Annotated in this window: 16 protein-coding genes; 1 reads left to right on the top strand and 15 read right to left on the bottom strand. The window is 44.6% G+C overall.

Annotated features, from left to right (window positions below):
* From NXH67_RS12170 to NXH67_RS12125, 10 genes are all read right to left on the bottom strand, one after another.
* Positions 1-1,152: an FtsW/RodA/SpoVE family cell cycle protein gene (locus NXH67_RS12170; protein WP_022776985.1), complete on the bottom strand. Its 1,152-nt coding sequence runs from the start codon at positions 1,150-1,152 to the stop codon at positions 1-3.
* 22 nt (positions 1,153-1,174) lie between these two features.
* Complete coding sequence (gene murD, locus NXH67_RS12165; RefSeq protein WP_272797535.1) at positions 1,175-2,548, bottom strand: UDP-N-acetylmuramoyl-L-alanine--D-glutamate ligase; 1,374 nt, start codon at positions 2,546-2,548, stop codon at positions 1,175-1,177.
* A 33-nt stretch (positions 2,549-2,581) separates the two neighbouring features.
* Positions 2,582-3,532 (bottom strand): phospho-N-acetylmuramoyl-pentapeptide-transferase, encoded by a 951-nt coding sequence (mraY, locus tag NXH67_RS12160; RefSeq protein WP_035787661.1) that lies wholly within the window; start codon positions 3,530-3,532, stop codon positions 2,582-2,584.
* Between the two features lie 55 nt (positions 3,533-3,587).
* Positions 3,588-5,882: a penicillin-binding transpeptidase domain-containing protein gene (locus NXH67_RS12155; protein WP_272797534.1), complete on the bottom strand. Its 2,295-nt coding sequence runs from the start codon at positions 5,880-5,882 to the stop codon at positions 3,588-3,590.
* Between the two features lie 72 nt (positions 5,883-5,954).
* Entirely contained in the window at positions 5,955-6,398 is a 444-nt protein-coding gene (locus NXH67_RS12150; protein WP_022776981.1) for a hypothetical protein, read from the bottom strand.
* Between the two features lie 38 nt (positions 6,399-6,436).
* On the bottom strand, positions 6,437-7,375 hold the full coding sequence (gene rsmH, locus NXH67_RS12145; RefSeq protein WP_272797533.1) for a 16S rRNA (cytosine(1402)-N(4))-methyltransferase RsmH: 939 nt from the start codon (positions 7,373-7,375) through the stop codon (positions 6,437-6,439).
* A 20-nt stretch (positions 7,376-7,395) separates the two neighbouring features.
* On the bottom strand, positions 7,396-7,836 hold the full coding sequence (gene mraZ, locus NXH67_RS12140) for a division/cell wall cluster transcriptional repressor MraZ (RefSeq protein WP_022776979.1): 441 nt from the start codon (positions 7,834-7,836) through the stop codon (positions 7,396-7,398).
* Positions 7,837-8,057: 221 nt separating this feature from the next.
* Positions 8,058-8,945: a prolipoprotein diacylglyceryl transferase gene (lgt, locus tag NXH67_RS12135; RefSeq protein WP_272797532.1), complete on the bottom strand. Its 888-nt coding sequence runs from the start codon at positions 8,943-8,945 to the stop codon at positions 8,058-8,060.
* A gap of 15 nt (positions 8,946-8,960) precedes the next feature.
* Entirely contained in the window at positions 8,961-10,058 is a 1,098-nt protein-coding gene (gene ychF, locus NXH67_RS12130) for a redox-regulated ATPase YchF (RefSeq protein WP_022776977.1), read from the bottom strand.
* A 275-nt stretch (positions 10,059-10,333) separates the two neighbouring features.
* Entirely contained in the window at positions 10,334-11,386 is a 1,053-nt protein-coding gene (locus NXH67_RS12125; RefSeq protein WP_272797531.1) for a DUF3592 domain-containing protein, read from the bottom strand.
* 324 nt (positions 11,387-11,710) lie between these two features.
* Here NXH67_RS12125 and NXH67_RS12120 point away from each other — a divergent pair, with 324 nt between their 5' ends.
* Complete coding sequence (locus NXH67_RS12120; protein WP_272797530.1) at positions 11,711-13,159, top strand: methyl-accepting chemotaxis protein; 1,449 nt, start codon at positions 11,711-11,713, stop codon at positions 13,157-13,159.
* A 250-nt stretch (positions 13,160-13,409) separates the two neighbouring features.
* Here NXH67_RS12120 and NXH67_RS12115 read toward each other — a convergent pair whose 3' ends face one another.
* From NXH67_RS12115 to NXH67_RS12095, 5 genes are all read right to left on the bottom strand, one after another.
* Entirely contained in the window at positions 13,410-14,339 is a 930-nt protein-coding gene (locus tag NXH67_RS12115) for an SIR2 family NAD-dependent protein deacylase (protein ID WP_334305017.1), read from the bottom strand.
* A gap of 40 nt (positions 14,340-14,379) precedes the next feature.
* Positions 14,380-15,198, bottom strand: a complete 819-nt coding sequence (locus NXH67_RS12110) for a protein-ADP-ribose hydrolase (RefSeq protein ID WP_272797529.1) — start codon at positions 15,196-15,198, stop codon at positions 14,380-14,382.
* A gap of 53 nt (positions 15,199-15,251) precedes the next feature.
* The gene (locus tag NXH67_RS12105) at positions 15,252-15,692 is read right to left on the bottom strand and encodes an Rrf2 family transcriptional regulator (protein ID WP_022776971.1); all 441 of its coding nucleotides are present in this window, start codon (positions 15,690-15,692) and stop codon (positions 15,252-15,254) included.
* Positions 15,693-15,781: 89 nt separating this feature from the next.
* Positions 15,782-16,819: an alpha/beta hydrolase gene (locus tag NXH67_RS12100; RefSeq protein WP_272797528.1), complete on the bottom strand. Its 1,038-nt coding sequence runs from the start codon at positions 16,817-16,819 to the stop codon at positions 15,782-15,784.
* Positions 16,816-17,778 carry a poly(ethylene terephthalate) hydrolase family protein gene (locus NXH67_RS12095; protein ID WP_272797527.1) on the bottom strand — a complete coding sequence of 321 codons (963 nt, stop codon included), beginning with the start codon at positions 17,776-17,778 and terminating at the stop codon, positions 16,816-16,818. The genes NXH67_RS12100 and NXH67_RS12095 overlap by 4 nt, the downstream gene beginning before the upstream one ends.
* Positions 17,779-17,792 lie beyond the last annotated feature (14 nt).

Raw genomic sequence — 17,792 nt, 5'->3', positions numbered from 1 at the left:
TTAATCCGCTCTTCCTATATTTCTTGCTACATTGAGCGCAATGCCAATCTCCGCCAGCTGCATGATAACGGCGGATCCTCCGTAACTGATAAAGGGAAGAGTGATTCCCGTGTTGGGAAGGGTGTTGGTAACAACAGCGATGTTAAGAATAACCTGTATTGAAATATGGGCCATAACACCAATAACCAGCAGCGCTCCGAACATATCAGGGGCATTGTTGGCGATGATCATAAGTCTCCAGATAAGGATCAGGAACATCAGCATAACAGCAATTGCTCCGAAGAGTCCCAGCTCTTCGCAGATGATTGAAAAGATCATATCGTTCTGAGCCTCGGGAATAAAGCCCATCTTCTGCATACTCTCACCCAGTCCCTTACCAAAGATACCACCGGAGCCGATGGCATACAGCGCCTGTAGCGTCTGGAATCCCTTGCCTGAAGCGTGTGCATTGGGATCGAGCCAGGCAAGAATACGCTCTGATCTGAATCCCATCTCAGGATTACCGGCAGAACTTGAAATGAACCAGACAATAGCAGCACAGGCCCCAAGACCCGAAACAGCAATTATAATATAGGGCTTGTAATTGGGCGTCGAAATAAAGAGCATCAGACCTACAATTCCCAGAATGATAACACCGGAACTTAAGTTATCGGTGATCTTGTACACCAGGATTGCCATAAAAAAGGTCGGAACCAGCGTAACGGCCAGTCCCTTGGCGGTCATAAGGTTCTTCTGCAGCTTGGCTATTATCGTGGCGGAAAAAATGATTGCCGCGATCTTGCAGATCTCCGCGGGCTGAACCGAGAATCCGGCGATATTAAGCCATCTCTTGGCACCGTTAATAACCTTTCCGAAGGGAATAAGGGCAAAAAGAAACGCAAGGGCACCCACATAGATCACCAGCGCCAGATTCTTAAAAAACCTGTAGGGGAAGTAAGATAATAAAACCATACCCCCAAGTCCTATAAGTGTCGGTATCAGCTGATGCCTGAAATAATATGCGGAATCCCCGAAATCCAGGTTCGCCTCGTAGGAACTGGTGGAATACAGCATTACCAGTCCGAAGGCCAAAAGAAACAGAATGATGAAGATCATACTGTAATCAATATAGGACTCTGCCTTTTCTTTTCTTAATGTCTTAAATCTTTCCAAAACTAACCCCTTGCAACAATGCTCAATCAGCGAGCTTATTCACATACTCTTTAAATCTTTTTCCTCTGGTCTCATAATTCGGGAACATATCCCAGCTTGCGCAGGCAGGTGAAAGAAGAACGGCGTCTCCGGGCTGCGCAGATTCGGTACAGAAGGCAAGAGCCTCCTCATAGGTATCCTTGAACACATAGTTGGTAAAACCGTGTTTTTCGGCGCACTCTGCTATCTTCTCCCTGGTCTGACCTATAAGCACAAGGAGCTTGACCGTATCTCCGAAATTCTCTATCCATTCATCGTATTCATTGCCCTTGTCATAGCCGCCTCCGATGAGGATCGTTGGCTTGGACATGGCCTTGATTCCCTGAATTGCAGCATCAGGATTGGTGCCCTTGGAATCATTGTAATAATCTACGCCGCCCTTGGTTGCCACGAACTCAATTCTGTGCTCAACGGCCTTGAAGCCCCTTATAACCTCCAGTATCTCGGAAAGAGGAACTCCCATGGCAAGACTCATGGCAATAGCAGCCATAACATTCTCTACATTACACATACCAACAAGGTTCATGTCGTGGATATTCATTATCTTCATGGGATTGCCGGCATTACTCATCATGATGTCCTCGCCTTCAAGGTAGAAGCCATCTGTAAGTTTCTCTTTGGTTGAGAAAAATACTACTTTGGCAGGGCATCTGCTTCCGAAATCCCTGGTGTATTCATTGTCATAATTAAGGACGCAGGTGTCCTCTTTGGTCTCGTTATGTGTGACATTCTCCTTCATGGCTGCGTAGCATTCCATGGTGTGATGTCTGTTGAGATGATCCGGTGTCACATTAAGGATTGCGGATACATTGGCATGGAAATTGTCCACAGCCTCTAACTGGAAGGAACTGATCTCTCCCACGGTAACGGTATCATCTGTCATTTCAAGGGCGCTCTCAGCAAAAGAAACGCCGATATTGCCAACCACATATACCTTGCCAAAATGAGCCTTCATTATGTCACCTACAAGGGTTGTTGTGGTGGTCTTGCCGTTGGTTCCTGTTATTGCAACAAATTTGCCCTTGGAAAAGCTATAGGCAAGCTCAATCTCGCTCCAGATCGGAATATTCTTTTCCTTGATCCTCATAACTGTAGGAGAATCAAGAGGTACCGCAGGAGACGGAACTGTGAGCACAATATCAGAGAGTTCTTCATCTGAAATAGTTCCAACGATTATCTTGGTGCTGTCTCTGTCTTCCTCGTGGAGTTTGTTTCTGATATCCTCCTCTGTAACCTTGGTGTTCTCCTCAAGAACAACAGGCTTTGCCCCTACCTGGTTAAGGAGTCTTACTGAGCCTACTCCGGAGAGGCCTGAACCTATTACAAGTACTTTTTTACCTTTAAGATCTGCTTTCATAACTGTTTCCTTCTAAAATACTGATTGATGATATCACAGGCCTGCGTATGCGATAAGGCACAGAAGCACTGTGATTGTGGTGAATACGTTAACTACCTTGGTCTCGGACCAGCCGCCCTTCTCGAAATGATGATGGATAGGGGCCATTCTGAAGATTCTCTTTCCTCCCGAAATCTTGAAATATGAAACCTGAAGGATTACAGAAATAACTTCAAAAGCATAGATAAATCCGACAATAACTATAAATATGGGCATATGCATAACGTAAGCAATTCCGGTTACAAAGCCTCCGATAGCCAGAGAGCCTGTATCTCCCATCATAACCTTGCCCGGATATACGTTGTAAACAAGATATCCAAGGAGTCCTCCCAACATTGCGCAGGACATAACCTCTGCGCCGCCTGCCTGATAATGCATGGCTGCAATGGCAAAAAAGCCTGCTACAACAGCTGTCACAGATGCGCACAGTCCGTCAACTCCGTCGGTAAAGTTGGTTCCGTTGGCGGTTCCCAGTGCAATAAAGAACAGGATCGGAATATTCCAGATTCCAAAATCCAGTGAAATATCGGTGAAAGGTATCTTCATTGCCAGTGAAAGATCAGTGAAGTTCTCCACATACAGAGCAAATATTACAGTTATCACAAACTGTCCCACGATCTTCTGCCAGGCTCTGAGGCCTAAATTGTGTTTTTTGACAACCTTGATATAGTCATCGAGAAATCCGATAAGACCAAAACCGAAGGTCAGAATAAGTACAGGAATGACCTCCTTGTGGCTTGCTCCGTAGAATATGCCGATGATAAGGAAAGGCAACAGGAAAATAAAGCCTCCCATTGTAGGGGTTCCCGTTTTCTTCTTGTGGGATTCAAGGCCCTCCTCGCGGACAGTCTGCCCAGCCTTAAGCTTCCTTAAGATCTCGATTATCACAGGTCCCGAAAGAACTGCAATGAAAAAAGATACAAATACCGGTACCAATGTTCTCAAAAAATACGCACTCAACTCTATTACCTCTCAATAAAAAACTATCTCATTATGAAACTTATGGATTACCCTCTGCAGTATTATCAGCGTTTCCTTCACTTCCGGGGCCGTCGCCGTCAAAATCGGGAAGATCGTCTCCTCCGATAACCGTTCCGGTCTCAGGAATGATCATGGCTCCCGTGTTGGGATCAATGTAATAACCGGTGGAAGGATCTCTTTCAAAGGTCTCCCAGATGGAGGAACGGGGTCCGTCCATGGCGGGCTGCTCTTCCTCTGCAGCTGCCTCCTGATTCTCCTCTGTGCCTTCTTCACCCTCTGCTTCTTCGCCTTCCTGGCCTTCCTGACCCTCCTGGCCTTCCACTGCCGCTTCTTCGATATTGGCAGTTGTGACCATCTGATCACGAAGCTCCATGAGCTCCTGCTGCTCCTTGTCGGAAAGGGGCTCAGTCATAGGATAGTTAAGGTAGGGAAGCGCCTCTGTCAGCACTGCTCTTACGATCCTTGTGGCGTACTTGGCATCAGGCTGATAGTCGGTATTGGGTCTGTCCACAACCACGTAAATAGCTATCTGAGGGTTATCAGCAGGCGCATATCCCATGAAGGATACAACATACTGCTGGTTCTTTCTGGGAAGGGTCTGAGCTGTTCCGGTCTTGCCTCCTATCATGTAGCCGGCAGGTCTTGCTGTCTTACCGGTTCCTTCAGCTCCTGCCACAACCTGGTTGCAGTACTGAATGATCTTCTCGGAGGTGCTGGCGGAAACGGTCTGTCTCAGCACTCTTGGTTCTATATTCTTGATGGTGGCTCCGCTGCTGGAAACAATCTTTTTGACCACATGGGGTTCATAGTAATAGCCACCGTTGATCAGGGAGCAAAAGCCCGTGATCATCTCGATCATATCTACGTTAAAGCCCTGTCCGAAGGAGTTGGTGGCAAGATCTGAGGAGGTCATATCTGCAGCGTTGTAGGTAAGTCCCTCTGTTCTTGCTTCTCCCGCCAGGTCGATATTGGTCTTAAGTCCGAAACCGAAGTCCTTCTGGAACTTGGTGAAGGTTCCGTTGCCGATGGACTGGGCAATGTACATCATCGCTACGTTACAGGAAATCTCTATACCTCTCTCAACGGATACGTAGCCGTCGCCGTAGGTGTTGTGGCAGTGGATAGGCCATCCGCCCACTTCAAGGACACCTGTACAGTTATAGACTTCATTTCCTGTAATTGAGCCGCTCTCAAGTCCTGTAGCTACCGTAAAAGGCTTGGCTACAGATCCCGGCTCATAGGTGTCGGCGATACAGAAATTCTTCCAAAGTGCGTTGTAATTCTGATAAAGCTCCTCATCTGAGAAGTTCTCGATCATCTCTTCGGTGATGTAGACACCGGAATCATATATGGATTCACCCTTTACCTTGTTGCCCTTCTCATCCACCGCAGGCATTCCGATGAGGGCCTGGGTGTCTCTTGGGTTGTTCAGGTCAAAATTGGGATAACTGGCCATAGCCAGCACATCACCGGTGTGGATATCCATCATGATGCAGCCCACATTATTGGCTCCGTTGCCGGTACGGGCATTGTTCTTGTAGGTATCGTTGAACTCCTTGAGGTGCTTCTCAACGATTGACTGGAGGTTGCCGTCTATTGTAGTGACGATATTGTCTCCGTCTGTGGCGGGAATAGTGGTCCTCTCAAGGCTGGAATCCTCGTTGAGGTAACCATACTCTCTTCCCATGGTTCCGCTCAAGGTGTCATTGTAGTACTCCTCCAGTCCGTACATACCGGTGTTATCGCTGGAGGTAAAACCTATAACATCACAGGCCATGGACCCGTTTGGATATTTACGAACATAACCTGATTCGAACCATATGCCCTGAATATTGGCATCGTAGGAATCAGAACCAGGAGTTATGAGTTCCTGAAAAGCACTGATCTGATCGTAGGGAAGCTTCTTGGCCAGAACATAATACTGAGATGAAGGATGGTCCTTGAGATAAGATCTGATTTCTCCCGCATCCAGATCAAAATGTGTAACCAGCGCCTTAATGGTGGGTTCCAGATATTTATCATCTCGAAGTAAAAGCTTGGCATCCAATACTACATTGTATACCTTCTCACTGTAAGCAAGAATGGTATTGTTGGCATCCAGTATCTCTCCTCTTCTGAAGGGGAGACTGGTGGAGTCGTACTGCTGCTGTGACAGAACCTGTTTCTCATACTCCTCGCCGTTATTCTTGGTTATGAGAATAAGTCTTACCCCTAATCCAACGAAAGCCAGTAGTACCAATGTAAACAGCACTACCAGCTTTTTCTTCATTCCTATAGTAAACTTCTGCTTTTTCCCAGATCTACTTTGTTTCATTTATAACACATTACTTCCTTCCAAAAAATCGCACATATTCTATTATAGCGTTATTTTTTTCTGTGACAACCATCAGCCATCAACCTGTGGAATGGGAGCAACCTGTCTGACATAATCGTTACCGCCGCCGTCTGAGTAGGTGACGATCTGGCCTTCTGTCGCATAAGTCATGCCATATTCCTGAATCGCAATTCTCTTAACCTCATCCAGGTCCACACTTCCGTTGGCTCTGTTATAAGCCTCATCGTTCTCCTGTTTTAAGGTGTTGAGCTGACTCTCAAGAGCAGCGATCTCTTTACCCGCATTCTTGACCTGAGCCTGCAGTGTTAAGTACCATGCAAGTGCAGCAACCACAAGAACCACGGCCACGGTCATGTATAAAAGAGTGCCCAGGGACATATGTGAGCGTCTCTTTTTGATTCTCTGAGGTTCCTGAACATGGACTCTTCTGGGTTCACGGGAAGGCTCATATTCTTTTCTTACTGTATTTCCGCGTACATATGCTGTGTTAGCCATGTTCATCCTCCTTTTCCAATGTCAGTTAAATCTTTATCTTAATTTGTTCTCTCAAATACCCTTAGCTTGGCGCTCTGAGATCTCTTGTTCTGCTCAAGTTCCTCATCGCTTGGCAAAATGGGCTTTCTTGTTATTACTTTTCCCTTGGATACCTTGCCGCATACACAAACCGGGAAGTTCGGCGGGCAGATGCAGGGGTTCTCGTTGGTTCTGAAATTATTCTTGGTTATCCTATCCTCCAGGGAGTGGAATGTGATCACACATAACCTTCCGCCGGGATTGAGGAAATCTATGAATCCGTCGAGAGAATTCTGAAGTACATCCAGTTCTCTGTTAAGCGCTATCCTTATTGCCTGGTAGGTTCTCTTGGAAGGGTGCCCGCCCTTCTCTCTCATCTTGGCAGGAATGGCAGCCTTGATTATGTCGTTGAGCTGAAACGTAGTCTCAATCGGTGCTTTCTGCCTCTCAATGCAGATGTGCTTGGCAATGTTCTTGGCAAATTTGTCTTCGCCGTAGTCCCTTATGATATGGAAGATCTCAGTCTCCGAATAGTCATTGACAATGTCCCTTGCTGTAAGGGCCTGTCTCTGATCCATTCTCATATCAAGCGGAACGTCTTCTTTATAAGTAAATCCTCTCTCAGCGTTGTCCAGCTGGTAGGATGATACTCCAAGGTCTAAGAGAATTCCGTCAACTCCGGTAACGCCCAGGTTCTTAAGTCTCACCACCGCGTTCTCATAGTTGTCACGGATGATGGTAACTCTGTCCTTAAAGGGTTCAAGGCGCTTCGTTGCCGCTGCGATGGCGTCCTCATCCTGATCTGTTCCGTAGAGATGTCCACCTTCCGTCAGCCTCTCGGCTATGTGATAGGAATGGCCCGCTCCTCCAAGGGTTCCGTCAAGATAGATTCCTTCAGGCTTGATATTCAGATTGTCCAGGCACTCATCAAGGAGCACCGAATAATGTTTGAACTCCATTGCTCTCCTGTACGTAGGGCTTAGATGCTAAGTCCATATTCTGACATCTTGGCTGCAATGCTGTTGATATCATCGAAGGAACTTGCCTTCTCCCACTCAGCCTTGCTCCAGATCTCGGCTCTGTTACCGACACCGGCTATAACGGCGTCCTTCTCAATATGTGCGTGTTGTAAAAGATTGGAGGGAATAAGTATTCTTCCCTGCTTGTCGACTTCGGCGTCGATGGCGCCGGCGATAAAGAAACGTCCCAGCATTCTGGCTTCGGGCTTATCCATGGGAAGTGCCTGAAGCTTTTCTTCAAACTTCTCCCAGCCCTCCTGAGCGAACACAAAAAGACATCCGTCAAATCCTTTGGTAACCACAAACTGTTCTCCAAGGATCTCGCGGAATTTTGCAGGAATTATGAGTCTTCCCTTGGCGTCTATGGAATGACTGTATTCGCCTTTAAATGCTGTTCCCACTTAATTTACCACTTATCTACCACTTTTAACCACTTTTTGACACTTTTTACCACCTGAATTCATTATAAAGGATTTTTTTTCGATTAACAACACCTTTTTAGCAGATAAATGCTGATATTTTCGCGGCTTTTGGCAACAAAAAAAGCCCGGCACAATATGTGCCAAGGCTTAGTTTTGTAATACTATATATAGTTTTATGTTACAGGAATTTTATAAAACTTTTATTTTTCTTCTGCTGTTGCGGGCTTTTTCTTAAGTCTTAGTCTGACAACAGTATCTGTCACAACCGCAAACACCACCAGGCAGATAGCCAGCATCTGTGATACCGGAAGTCCCGTGGAATGCATTATGAGCTGGTCGGTTCTAAGGCTCTCGATCCATGCTCTTCCAAGGCCGTACCCTCCAAGGTACAGAAGGACATTCTCGCCGTCAAACTTTTTGTGCTTGCAGTAGATCAGCATAATAATAAGTACACACAGGTTCCACAGACTCTCATACAGGAAAGTGGGACTTACCTGCACGAAATTGGTTCCCTGTATCATGTTGTCCTGCATCAGCTGAGTGATCTCGTGATTTCTAATGGCTTCCACAGGAAGTCTCATGGCCAGCAGGCCGTTGGTATATTCACCGAAAGCCTCTCTGTTGGTGAAATTTCCCCATCTGCCAAGGATCTGTCCAAGGACAAGTCCGTACATGATGGTGTCACCGAACAGAAAGAAGTTCTTCTTTTTGATCTTAGTGTATATAAATAATGTAAGAAAGCCCGCGATAACGCCTCCGTATATTGCAAGGCCGCCGTTTCTTATATATAAGATGCTGATCGGATTATCCTTGTAATAGTCCCAGGAGAAGAACACATAATACAGTCTTGCACCTATTATGGAAAAAACAATGATATAAACCGCTACATCCCAGTAATCCTCTGAGTTCTGCCCTGTCACCTTAGCCATTTTGGAAATAAGGAGCAGTGCCAGGAAGAATCCCAGTCCAATGATCACTCCGTACAAAGCTATTGTTATTCCAAAGACCTCGAAGCTCTTCGGAACATTTTTCAGATAGATACCAAGATTAGGAAAAGCGATATCCATCTGCCCCATTATATCAGGCATAAGCTCCTCCAATCATCAAACGTTGAAACGGAAAAGGATAACGTCTCCGTCCTGAACAACGTACTCTTTACCTTCCATACGAACAAGGCCCTTTTCCTTGGCTGCTGCGATGGAGCCCTCACGAAGAAGATCCTCGTAGTTAATAACCTCAGCCTTGATGAAACCTCTCTCGAAGTCGGTGTGGATCTTACCTGCTGCCTGAGGTGCCTTGGTTCCGATTTTGATGGTCCAGGCTCTGGTCTCATCCTCACCGGAAGTAAGGAAGCTCATAAGTCCGAGAGTCTTGTAGCTTGCTGCGATGAGCTTGTCAAGTCCTGACTCTGTAAGGCCAAGGCTCTCAAGGAACTCTGCCTTCTCATCCTCATCAAGCTCAGAGATCTCAGCCTCGATCTGAGCGCTGATAACGAATACTTCACTGCCTGAGCCTGCTGCCAGCTCTCTTACAGCTGCCACATATTTATTGGAAGCGCCGTCATCGGCAAGATCCTCATCCATTACGTTAGCTGCGTAGATAACAGGCTTCCAGGTAAGGAGATCCAGGCTGTTAACGAAAGCCTTCTCCTCAGGATCCTCAATCTCAAGCTCCCTTGCCATCTTGTTATCCTCAAGGGTTGCCTTGATCTTCTCAAGGATCTCCAGCTCTTTTGCTGCTGCCTTGTCCATGCGGGCAAGCTTGGCAACCTTGGCGATTCTTCTCTCAAGAACCTCAAGATCTGCAAAAATAAGCTCAAGGTTAATTGTCTCTATATCTCTTGCAGGGTCAACTGATCCGTCAACGTGAACAACGTTGGGGTCGTCGAAACATCTTACTACATGAACGATAGCGTCTGTCTCACGGATATTTGCAAGGAACTGGTTACCAAGGCCTTCCCCCTTACTGGCGCCCTTAACAAGTCCTGCGATATCAACGAACTCGATGGTGGCAGGTGTAACCTTCTTGGAATTATACAGATCTCCAAGGAGCTTGAGCCTCTTATCCGGTACTGCAACTACGCCCACGTTGGGGTCAATTGTAGCGAAAGGATAGTTTGCTGCAAGCGCTCCTGCATTTGTAAGTGAATTAAAAAGTGTTGACTTACCTACGTTTGGTAAACCTACGATTCCTAGTTTCATTTTTTATATATCTCCTTTTAAAAATGCTTTATTTAAGCCATTTGTTATCTCAGCTTGTTGTACCAAGCACCACGCCGGGCACCATTTTTGTATTAATTATGCGTTATGGCACATTGTGACATAAAAATAGTCCTGACACAGCGAATATATATTACCATGTCAGGACGGATTTGTAAAAACATGTAATGGCATCTTTTCATACTGAATCGTTTGTTGTTTTATTTCATATTCTTTTTTATATTCCTATATACTCTGCTATCAGTATTATCCTCTTATCATATATTTCCTTCATTATTTTTCATTTTATCAAGTGTTCCAAGTATAGCTCCGTAGGTGCCGCCCTTGTCATCACCGGCTCCGCTTCTGGCGAAGGCCATAAGCGTAACAAACAGCAGATCAAGATATACCTCTGTCGTCCAAATACGATAAAAGCCCGGAATAGGTATCTTGCCTTCCACTTTATGTGCGTCTGTATCTTCCTCATGTGGGAACTGACTTGTCTGCACAGCGTGTGCAATTTCTTCTCCGTCCCGCAAAATGCGATATTCCATTCCTACAAGCGCACCCTCACCCGCTGTGACAGATGACTCGACACTTATGCCATTTTGCTTCAAATGCTTCCATATATCCACGCCGTCAAATTCAAATGTATCATGAACATCGGCAAGAAGAGTACCCCAGGTGCTCTCAAGCACCTGTCCTACGAGATGTGGAACAGTCTTTCCATGTTCATGGTCTATGAAATCAAATTTATAGTCAACAGCCACACCGAATTTTGTCATTTTTGCCTCATAAAGCACTCTTCTGTTTTCATCTTCAATTCGATGACCCGCCTTGGGGGTGCCAAGGTCAGTAAGGAAATAGAGTTCTCTTTCCCCTCCCGCAACATGCGGAGCATAACCTGTATATCCACTTAATTCCTGACGTTCCTTGTTCTCCTGCCTTTCCCTTCTTCCCTTGAAAATAGAGATTAAAACAAATGCCAGAATAAGCGGGCAGACGATCAGCAGATAAATGCCCATCCCGTTTTTGCCATAGGCAAGCTCCGGGTTTGACGGATCGTATAAAACAGTGATCGTATTGCCTACACTATCGGCTTTAACGGAATTATCAAGCTTAACGATATAAGTTTCGCCGTCAACCTCATACTCCACAGTGGGCCGATAGGTTGTATCATCGCCGCTCCCTTCCTCTGTAAGGTCTGTAATCACGGCTGTTGTTTCCACAAACCCCCGTGTCTGAAAAAAGGTAACATTCACACCAACGCACAGACCTATAAATGCCAGTATCACGGCAATAATTTTAACCATAGACTGATGAAAAATCATATCCTAACCTCCGTCCCTCATGTCTTCATTTTCAGATCTGTCTTCTGTTTTGTCGTCTGAACCGCTCTCATTATGACGGTAAATCCTTACTTTCAATTATATGTAATACGATGTTGATACTCAACGGATTTTATAAAACGCGACGGCGTAAAAACCAATCTTGCATACGGTCAGTCGATAGTTTTCCCATGACTGACTTCATAACCGGATGCAAGATTGGTTTTAGCGTTATTTAATAATTATTCACAATGAAATATTGTATAATTATACTTGTCAGTTATTGTACAGTTAAATTCTGTTTTCATGGCTAAAGGAGATAATTATATGACCCCTGACCAGTATGCAAGATCAAACAAAAAAGTATTTCAGATCAACCTTATTATTGCCTTTACTGCGCTTTTAATGGTAGTGCTGGATGCTGCAACACACGGAATGAGCCTGGGGCTTGTCATCGAGATTGTCGCTGTCCTGGCAGGTGTGCTGCAGATGACGGTTGGATTTATCAAATTCAGAGAGACCAGGTTTGGCGCAGTGGTCATTCTTGGAGGTCCGACTCTTTACTATATCATTATCATGATAATACAAAATGAAATGATTTTTTATGCATTCGCGATACCGGTAATGCTGTCGTGTATTCTTTATCTGGACTTAAGGCTCTATGTGGTGGGACAGATGACTATGACCATAGGCGGACTTATTGTCCTGGTCAGAAATCTTATTGCTACAGGTTCGATACCCAGGGACCATTTTGTGGCCAGTTTCATAATCATTCTTGCGGGAATTGCCGGAATAGAGTCGCTTAAGATGAGGCGGACCCTGGTAAGAGAGGACGACGAGGCCATCAAGAAAGGGCAGGAGACCCAGGAAAAGACCCGTATCCAGATGGTGGAGATCGCCAAGGAAATTACGGGGCTGTTTGATGAGGCCCATGGGGAAGTCGATGAGTTAAAGAGCATCATAGGAAGAAACCACGATGGCATGAGGGAAATCGCGGGCAGCACAGGACATACCGCAGCTGCCGTGACAGAGCAGTCACATCAGATAGCAGATATCCATGAGCAGACGGAAGTGGCTGATGCCAAGAGAAATCAGATGGTTGAGATGTCCGAGAGCACGCAGAAAGCCGTTATTGATGGGACTAAGGTCATCGACCAGCTCAAGGACAAGACCGCAAATGTTGTTGAGATGAGTGATAAGACGGTGGCATCCACAAAAGCTGTCACTGAGAAGGTCGAAAAGGTTGAGAAGATTGTCGGTTCCATCATATCGATATCAAAGCAGACCAATCTTCTTGCGCTCAATGCTTCAATTGAGGCAGCGCGTGCGGGAGAAGCCGGGAAAGGTTTCGTTGTGGTTGCCGATGAGATAAGGCAGCTGTCGGAGCAGACCAGCAGTGCTTCAAATCAGATTACCAGCATCATGCAGGAGCTTTCCGCTGATGTTCAGAATGCGGTAGACTCTACCAATGCGGCAGCTGAGTCTGTCAAGGCTCAGGACATTCTTATCAGAGAGACCGCAGATACTTTTGAAGAGATCGGGGAGAACGTTGGAAACCTTATAGGAAGATTTAATGATATCGGTACTTCCATAGAAGCTATAGGAAGAAGTGCAACGGAGATCAATAATAATATTGCGAGCCTCGCCGCCACAAGTGAGCAGGTGGCATCTTTGTCCAGTATGGGCGAAGAGGGAGCAAGGACAGCGGTGGAGAAATTTGATGAGTTTGATATTCTGCTGAAGGGGATATATGATCAGGCGCAGAGGCTGAAATAATGTAATACCGGTCAGGGCAGTCACGGGGACGGGAAGTCACGGGGACAGTTCCAATGTCATTTAGATAAGAAAATACAGTAAATGCGAAATAGGCACGCTACGTTCTTCAGATTATACAGTAGCGTGCCTATCTACGTGACACAGCTTTATCTTTAGACTGTTATCACGTATTTTCGCAATGATAGCACCATTAAATCTATAAGAAAAGTGCTAATGTCGGTCGAGACGAGACAAAACGAGTCAATTTCGGTCAAGGCTCTTGTAATATGTTTGCAATATCACCATCAATGCATATACTTCTATCTTCAATTTCCTCCGGACAGAAAGCTTCACCATAATTTAAGCAGGCATATACAGCTTTTTCATTTGCCAGCGTCATCTGCCAGAACGGATACTTTATTATTACGGGCGTATTAGCTCCTACTCCCAATTCAAGATAAAGAACATGAAGATTCTCATGTCTACGAATAAAATCAGAATATGCCGCAGATGCCCTATGCCATCCTTCATCTTCAACAAAAGAATCATCAGCTCTCAAATTCATAGTCATATCAGAGCCGTCATCAGGACACTTTGGAATCAGCTCAGAAGGAATTTCCATCAGTAGCTTACCATCAATCGGTACCTGAAATACTCCCTGATCATCTCTTACAAAACCTTGTGCTTCCATAGCTTTCTTTACCCACTCTTCATTATCAAAGGTTTTCTGAATAGCAGGATTCACACTCTGAAATAAACCATAATCACCCTGAGTATAGAATAGTCTTTTCTTGTCAAAACCTGCTCTTTGAAACTGGTGATCTACATTTGTTGTGATAACAAAATAATCCTTATCGGAAACCATCTTAAGAAGATCCCTATACACTGGCTTTGGAGCATCAATATATCTGTTAAAATAAATATGTCTCGCCCACCAGGCCCAGCGTATTTCTTCGCTCGGAAACGGATAGAATCCACCTGAATACATATCTCTTATCCCTAATCTTTTGGCAAAGTCATAGAAGTATTTTTCAAAGCGCTCTCCACTGTAAGTAAACCCTGCTGATGTTGATAATCCTGCACCCGCACCTATAACAATGGCATCTGCTTCTTTGATTTCTGTTTTAAGTCTGCTTATCTGTTCTTCTTTGTTTCCCTTACCATAGGACATGTTTGTAGTAAAGTATCTCACAGCATTCATTCCTTTCTCTATAGTTTCCTGATAACCATTAGGCATATCATCATATAAGTTTTTCATAAATGGCCTTATCTTCATCTTTGAAAACAATAAATATCACCCTTTCTACCTTACCAGGATTATCACGGAGCCATTCTGATACAGTCTTAACCGCAATCTCAGCCGCTTTTTTGTTAGGAAAATGAAATACCCCTGTCGAAATACAGCAAAAAGCAACGCTCTTTAGGCCATTTTCAGCACACATATCCAAAATGTTTCTATAGCAGTTCTCCAAATCCTTTTCCAATTCAGGAGTAAGTTTGTATTGGACAATTGGTCCTACTATATGAATAACTTTCTTTGCCGGAAGATTATACGCTTCAGTGAGCATTGGAACGGCGGTCGGCTGCTCATAATCTCTTCCATATCTGATTCGAAGTTCATTCATCTGCCTGTTGCACTCAGCTCTTAATTGCACTCCTGCAAAAGTATGGATACAGTTATCTATGCATGTATGCATCGGGACAAAACAGCCGAGCATCTGCGAATTAGCCGCATTAACAATAGCATCCACCGAAAGTCTTGTGATATCTCCTTGCCAGATAGAAAGTCCATCCCTGATAACAGGGATGTCTGATAGATTCACCACACCCTTTTCAGCTGCTCTTTCTGTCAGATATTCATCCTGTACTTCCATTACTTCAGAGGACAATTCTTTTGGCATACGGATGTTCATAAGTGACCTTAAGATTCGTCTTTTATCTTCCGTACTATTTGGAGTCTGTAATTCCTTATATTCAGCAGAATCTGCCTTGAACTCTTCTACAAGATAATCAAGACGTTCTTCCTGTGTTGTATTCTTTGGCATAGCCTTAGTTTCCATATTCCACGTCCTTCTAAAAAAGACTCTGAAGAAAACGCCTCAGAGTCTCATTGTTAAGCTTCTTTTGCCAACAGTTCCTGCATTCCGGATCTTAAATCATTAAGAGTGTATTTTTTCATCTCTGATTCCATCGCTTCCTGGATGTTTTTCAACTTATCATCCAATAGCGAATGGATATTCCTACCAACAGGGCACTCTGGATTTGGTGATTCATGAAATCTGAATAGATCTCCATCCTCCAAAGGCTCAATTGCCTGATACACATCATAAAAAGTTATATCTTTAAGATCTCTTGTAAGCTCTATTCCGCCTGTTCCTCTGATAACATTTATTAGTCCTGCATTCTTAAGCTGAGTAAGTATCTTTCTAATGATGACAGGATTGGTATTAATACTGGCTGCAAGAAAATCGCTCGTTACCTTGTGTTCATCTTTAAATGTATCCACACATGTAAAAATATGAAGTGCAACCGTAAATCTGCTTGATATCTGCATTATTCTATTCCTCCTGCCACCATTTTACTTCGTGGCAGATGTAGTTGCAATGGTTACATCAAATTTTTCAAAAAAATTTCCAGGTGCAGTTAAACACCTGGATTCTGACTTTTAATGAACGCTATCATCCTATTAAATGCATCCCTCGCAACATCGTTCACTCGTTCCGAAGCAACAAAGCAATGCTGCATCTCCATATTTCTTTCTGCAAGAGGATCGATCAATTCATGTACTACTCCTGCTTCTGTCAGGGCCTTATCCATATCGCGCATATCCACGTAATATTCGCTTCCCAAAAGAACAGCAGGTGGATAATTAGAATCAACCCAAAGGATGTTGTTATATCTGTTTACTTCCTCACGATTAAGGAATATTGAACCCTTTACATAGTTTCCGACAAGGATCTTTGTTCCTAAAGAAAACTTGTTATATGCAAGAGGGGCATCATCAATAACAACCGCTTTGATCTGCTCCGGCTTTAATTCAGGAGTAATTCCCAAAGTATCAGCGTATTCTGGATTAGTAACAACACTTCCCAGCTGGCTTGTCATGATTGCGCCGGCAGATGATCCCATAATCACCACCCTGTTCATATCCAAATGATATTCTTCCGAATGATCCATCAAAAATCGAAATGCTTCATTTGCCTGAACCAAGGGATCCGGGAAATGATATTCCGGCACCAACACGTAGTCAATATTTACAAGATTAAACCCTTCTGCGCAAATATCATCCAACAGCGCCGTAGCATCACTCTCAGCAAGCGGATCTCCTACGCTTTTGCTTCCTCCGAAAAAACCTCCGCCATGAAAGTATATAAGCGTCGGATTTGATGCATCCCTATCCTTGCTTGGATAGGTGATATCAAGGTAGCTGTTCGGATAGTTTTCAGAATACTTGACCTCTGTAATGACATACTGTCCATTGTCCTTTAAGCCTTCCATAGGTTCTCCAAGCGGCTCATAGAGATTGGCCGTATTCACTGTACTTGCCGATAGCTTTTGAATCATACCAACAATGATCTGCGTATGTGTCAGGACAAACAATATCCCTCCTGCCAGAACCGCAAGTATGATGAAAAATATAATCAAAATTTTTCGAATCGTTTTCTTCTTTTTCTCGTTCATTGATTCTTCTCCACATCCTGCCAGTTATTATTATGCAGGATTTCTGCATTTTCCCCAACAAAGACTGCAGCCGCCTCTTCATCTCCTGCAAGCTGATACAGCATCCATGCTGTCATATATCCATCCGAACGCATCAGCATCTGCTCATGCTCAGCGCCAACAGCTCTTGCACGCACCTTTTGCACATCATCAGAGATACTGTTGTAGTTCGATGTAAGTGCTGAAAGCGGGGAAACACCTCCATAGCTTGTTTCAGGATCAGACCCGGAATCGTCCGACTTTCCCGTTCCAGCTACCATAAAATAAGGGATCGTCACTTTAGAGGCGTCATATTCCCAGCCCATGTTTCTGGCAAGTGTTGGATACGCAGCACTTCCGGTAAACATAGCTTTGTAATACGCACCATTTTCATATTTCGTTACTGCGCAGATCGCACCGGCTCCTCCCTGGGAGTATCCGATGATTCCCATGTTATGGTAATCTATTTTTCTTGCAAGAACGCTGTCAGACGGAACATTCAGCATGAAATCTAATGTAATGGATGCTGTCTGACCGTTTCCGGTCTGCCCGTCTTCATTGCCAACCACTACAAAGCCCCATGAAGCAAGACGCGGAAAGAATGGCTCATAGGATGAAGCAGGCGTTCCGCTGGCATTGACAACCATAATCATCGGCCAAATTTTATCACTGCCTTCCAATTCTGTCGGATACCAGGCTCTTACCTTTCCGATGGATTCATTATCAGAGGTAAACTCGGTGCAGCTTGTCTCAAATGAACCCGGATTTGCGTACCGGATCTCCAGTGGTTCATCGGACTGAAAGCGCTCATAATACCCTTCCGTGATGTCATTATTTCCGCCTCCGTTTGGGAGTTTGGATTTGATATAAAAAAACACAGCTATAAGCAGGATGAGTATGACACCCAGCAAAATCAAAACAATCTTCATGGCCTTTTTCATGGTAACCTCCTTGA

The organism is Butyrivibrio sp. DSM 10294 (genome assembly GCF_028539135.1).
Classification (GTDB): domain Bacteria; phylum Bacillota; class Clostridia; order Lachnospirales; family Lachnospiraceae; genus Butyrivibrio.
This window is presented reverse-complemented; position numbering and strand designations above follow the sequence as displayed.

Bases quoted from the DNA above. Each gene is read 5' to 3' on its own strand.
- NXH67_RS12095 (WP_272797527.1), bottom strand. From the start codon at position 17,778: ATGAAAAAGGCCATGAAGATTGTTTTGATTTTGCTGGGTGTCATACTC.
- murD (WP_272797535.1), bottom strand. From the start codon at position 2,548: ATGAAAGCAGATCTTAAAGGTAAAAAAGTACTTGTAATAGGTTCAGGC.
- ychF (WP_022776977.1), bottom strand. From the start codon at position 10,058: ATGAAACTAGGAATCGTAGGTTTACCAAACGTAGGTAAGTCAACACTT.
- rsmH (WP_272797533.1), bottom strand. From the start codon at position 7,375: ATGGAGTTCAAACATTATTCGGTGCTCCTTGATGAGTGCCTGGACAAT.
- NXH67_RS12150 (WP_022776981.1), bottom strand. From the start codon at position 6,398: ATGGCTAACACAGCATATGTACGCGGAAATACAGTAAGAAAAGAATAT.
- NXH67_RS12100 (WP_272797528.1), bottom strand. From the start codon at position 16,819: ATGAACGAGAAAAAGAAGAAAACGATTCGAAAAATTTTGATTATATTT.
- NXH67_RS12115 (WP_334305017.1), bottom strand. From the start codon at position 14,339: ATGAATGCTGTGAGATACTTTACTACAAACATGTCCTATGGTAAGGGA.
- NXH67_RS12110 (WP_272797529.1), bottom strand. From the start codon at position 15,198: ATGGAAACTAAGGCTATGCCAAAGAATACAACACAGGAAGAACGTCTT.
- NXH67_RS12120 (WP_272797530.1), top strand. From the start codon at position 11,711: ATGACCCCTGACCAGTATGCAAGATCAAACAAAAAAGTATTTCAGATC.
- NXH67_RS12155 (WP_272797534.1), bottom strand. From the start codon at position 5,882: ATGAAACAAAGTAGATCTGGGAAAAAGCAGAAGTTTACTATAGGAATG.
- NXH67_RS12125 (WP_272797531.1), bottom strand. From the start codon at position 11,386: ATGATTTTTCATCAGTCTATGGTTAAAATTATTGCCGTGATACTGGCA.
- lgt (WP_272797532.1), bottom strand. From the start codon at position 8,945: ATGCCTGATATAATGGGGCAGATGGATATCGCTTTTCCTAATCTTGGT.
- NXH67_RS12105 (WP_022776971.1), bottom strand. From the start codon at position 15,692: ATGCAGATATCAAGCAGATTTACGGTTGCACTTCATATTTTTACATGT.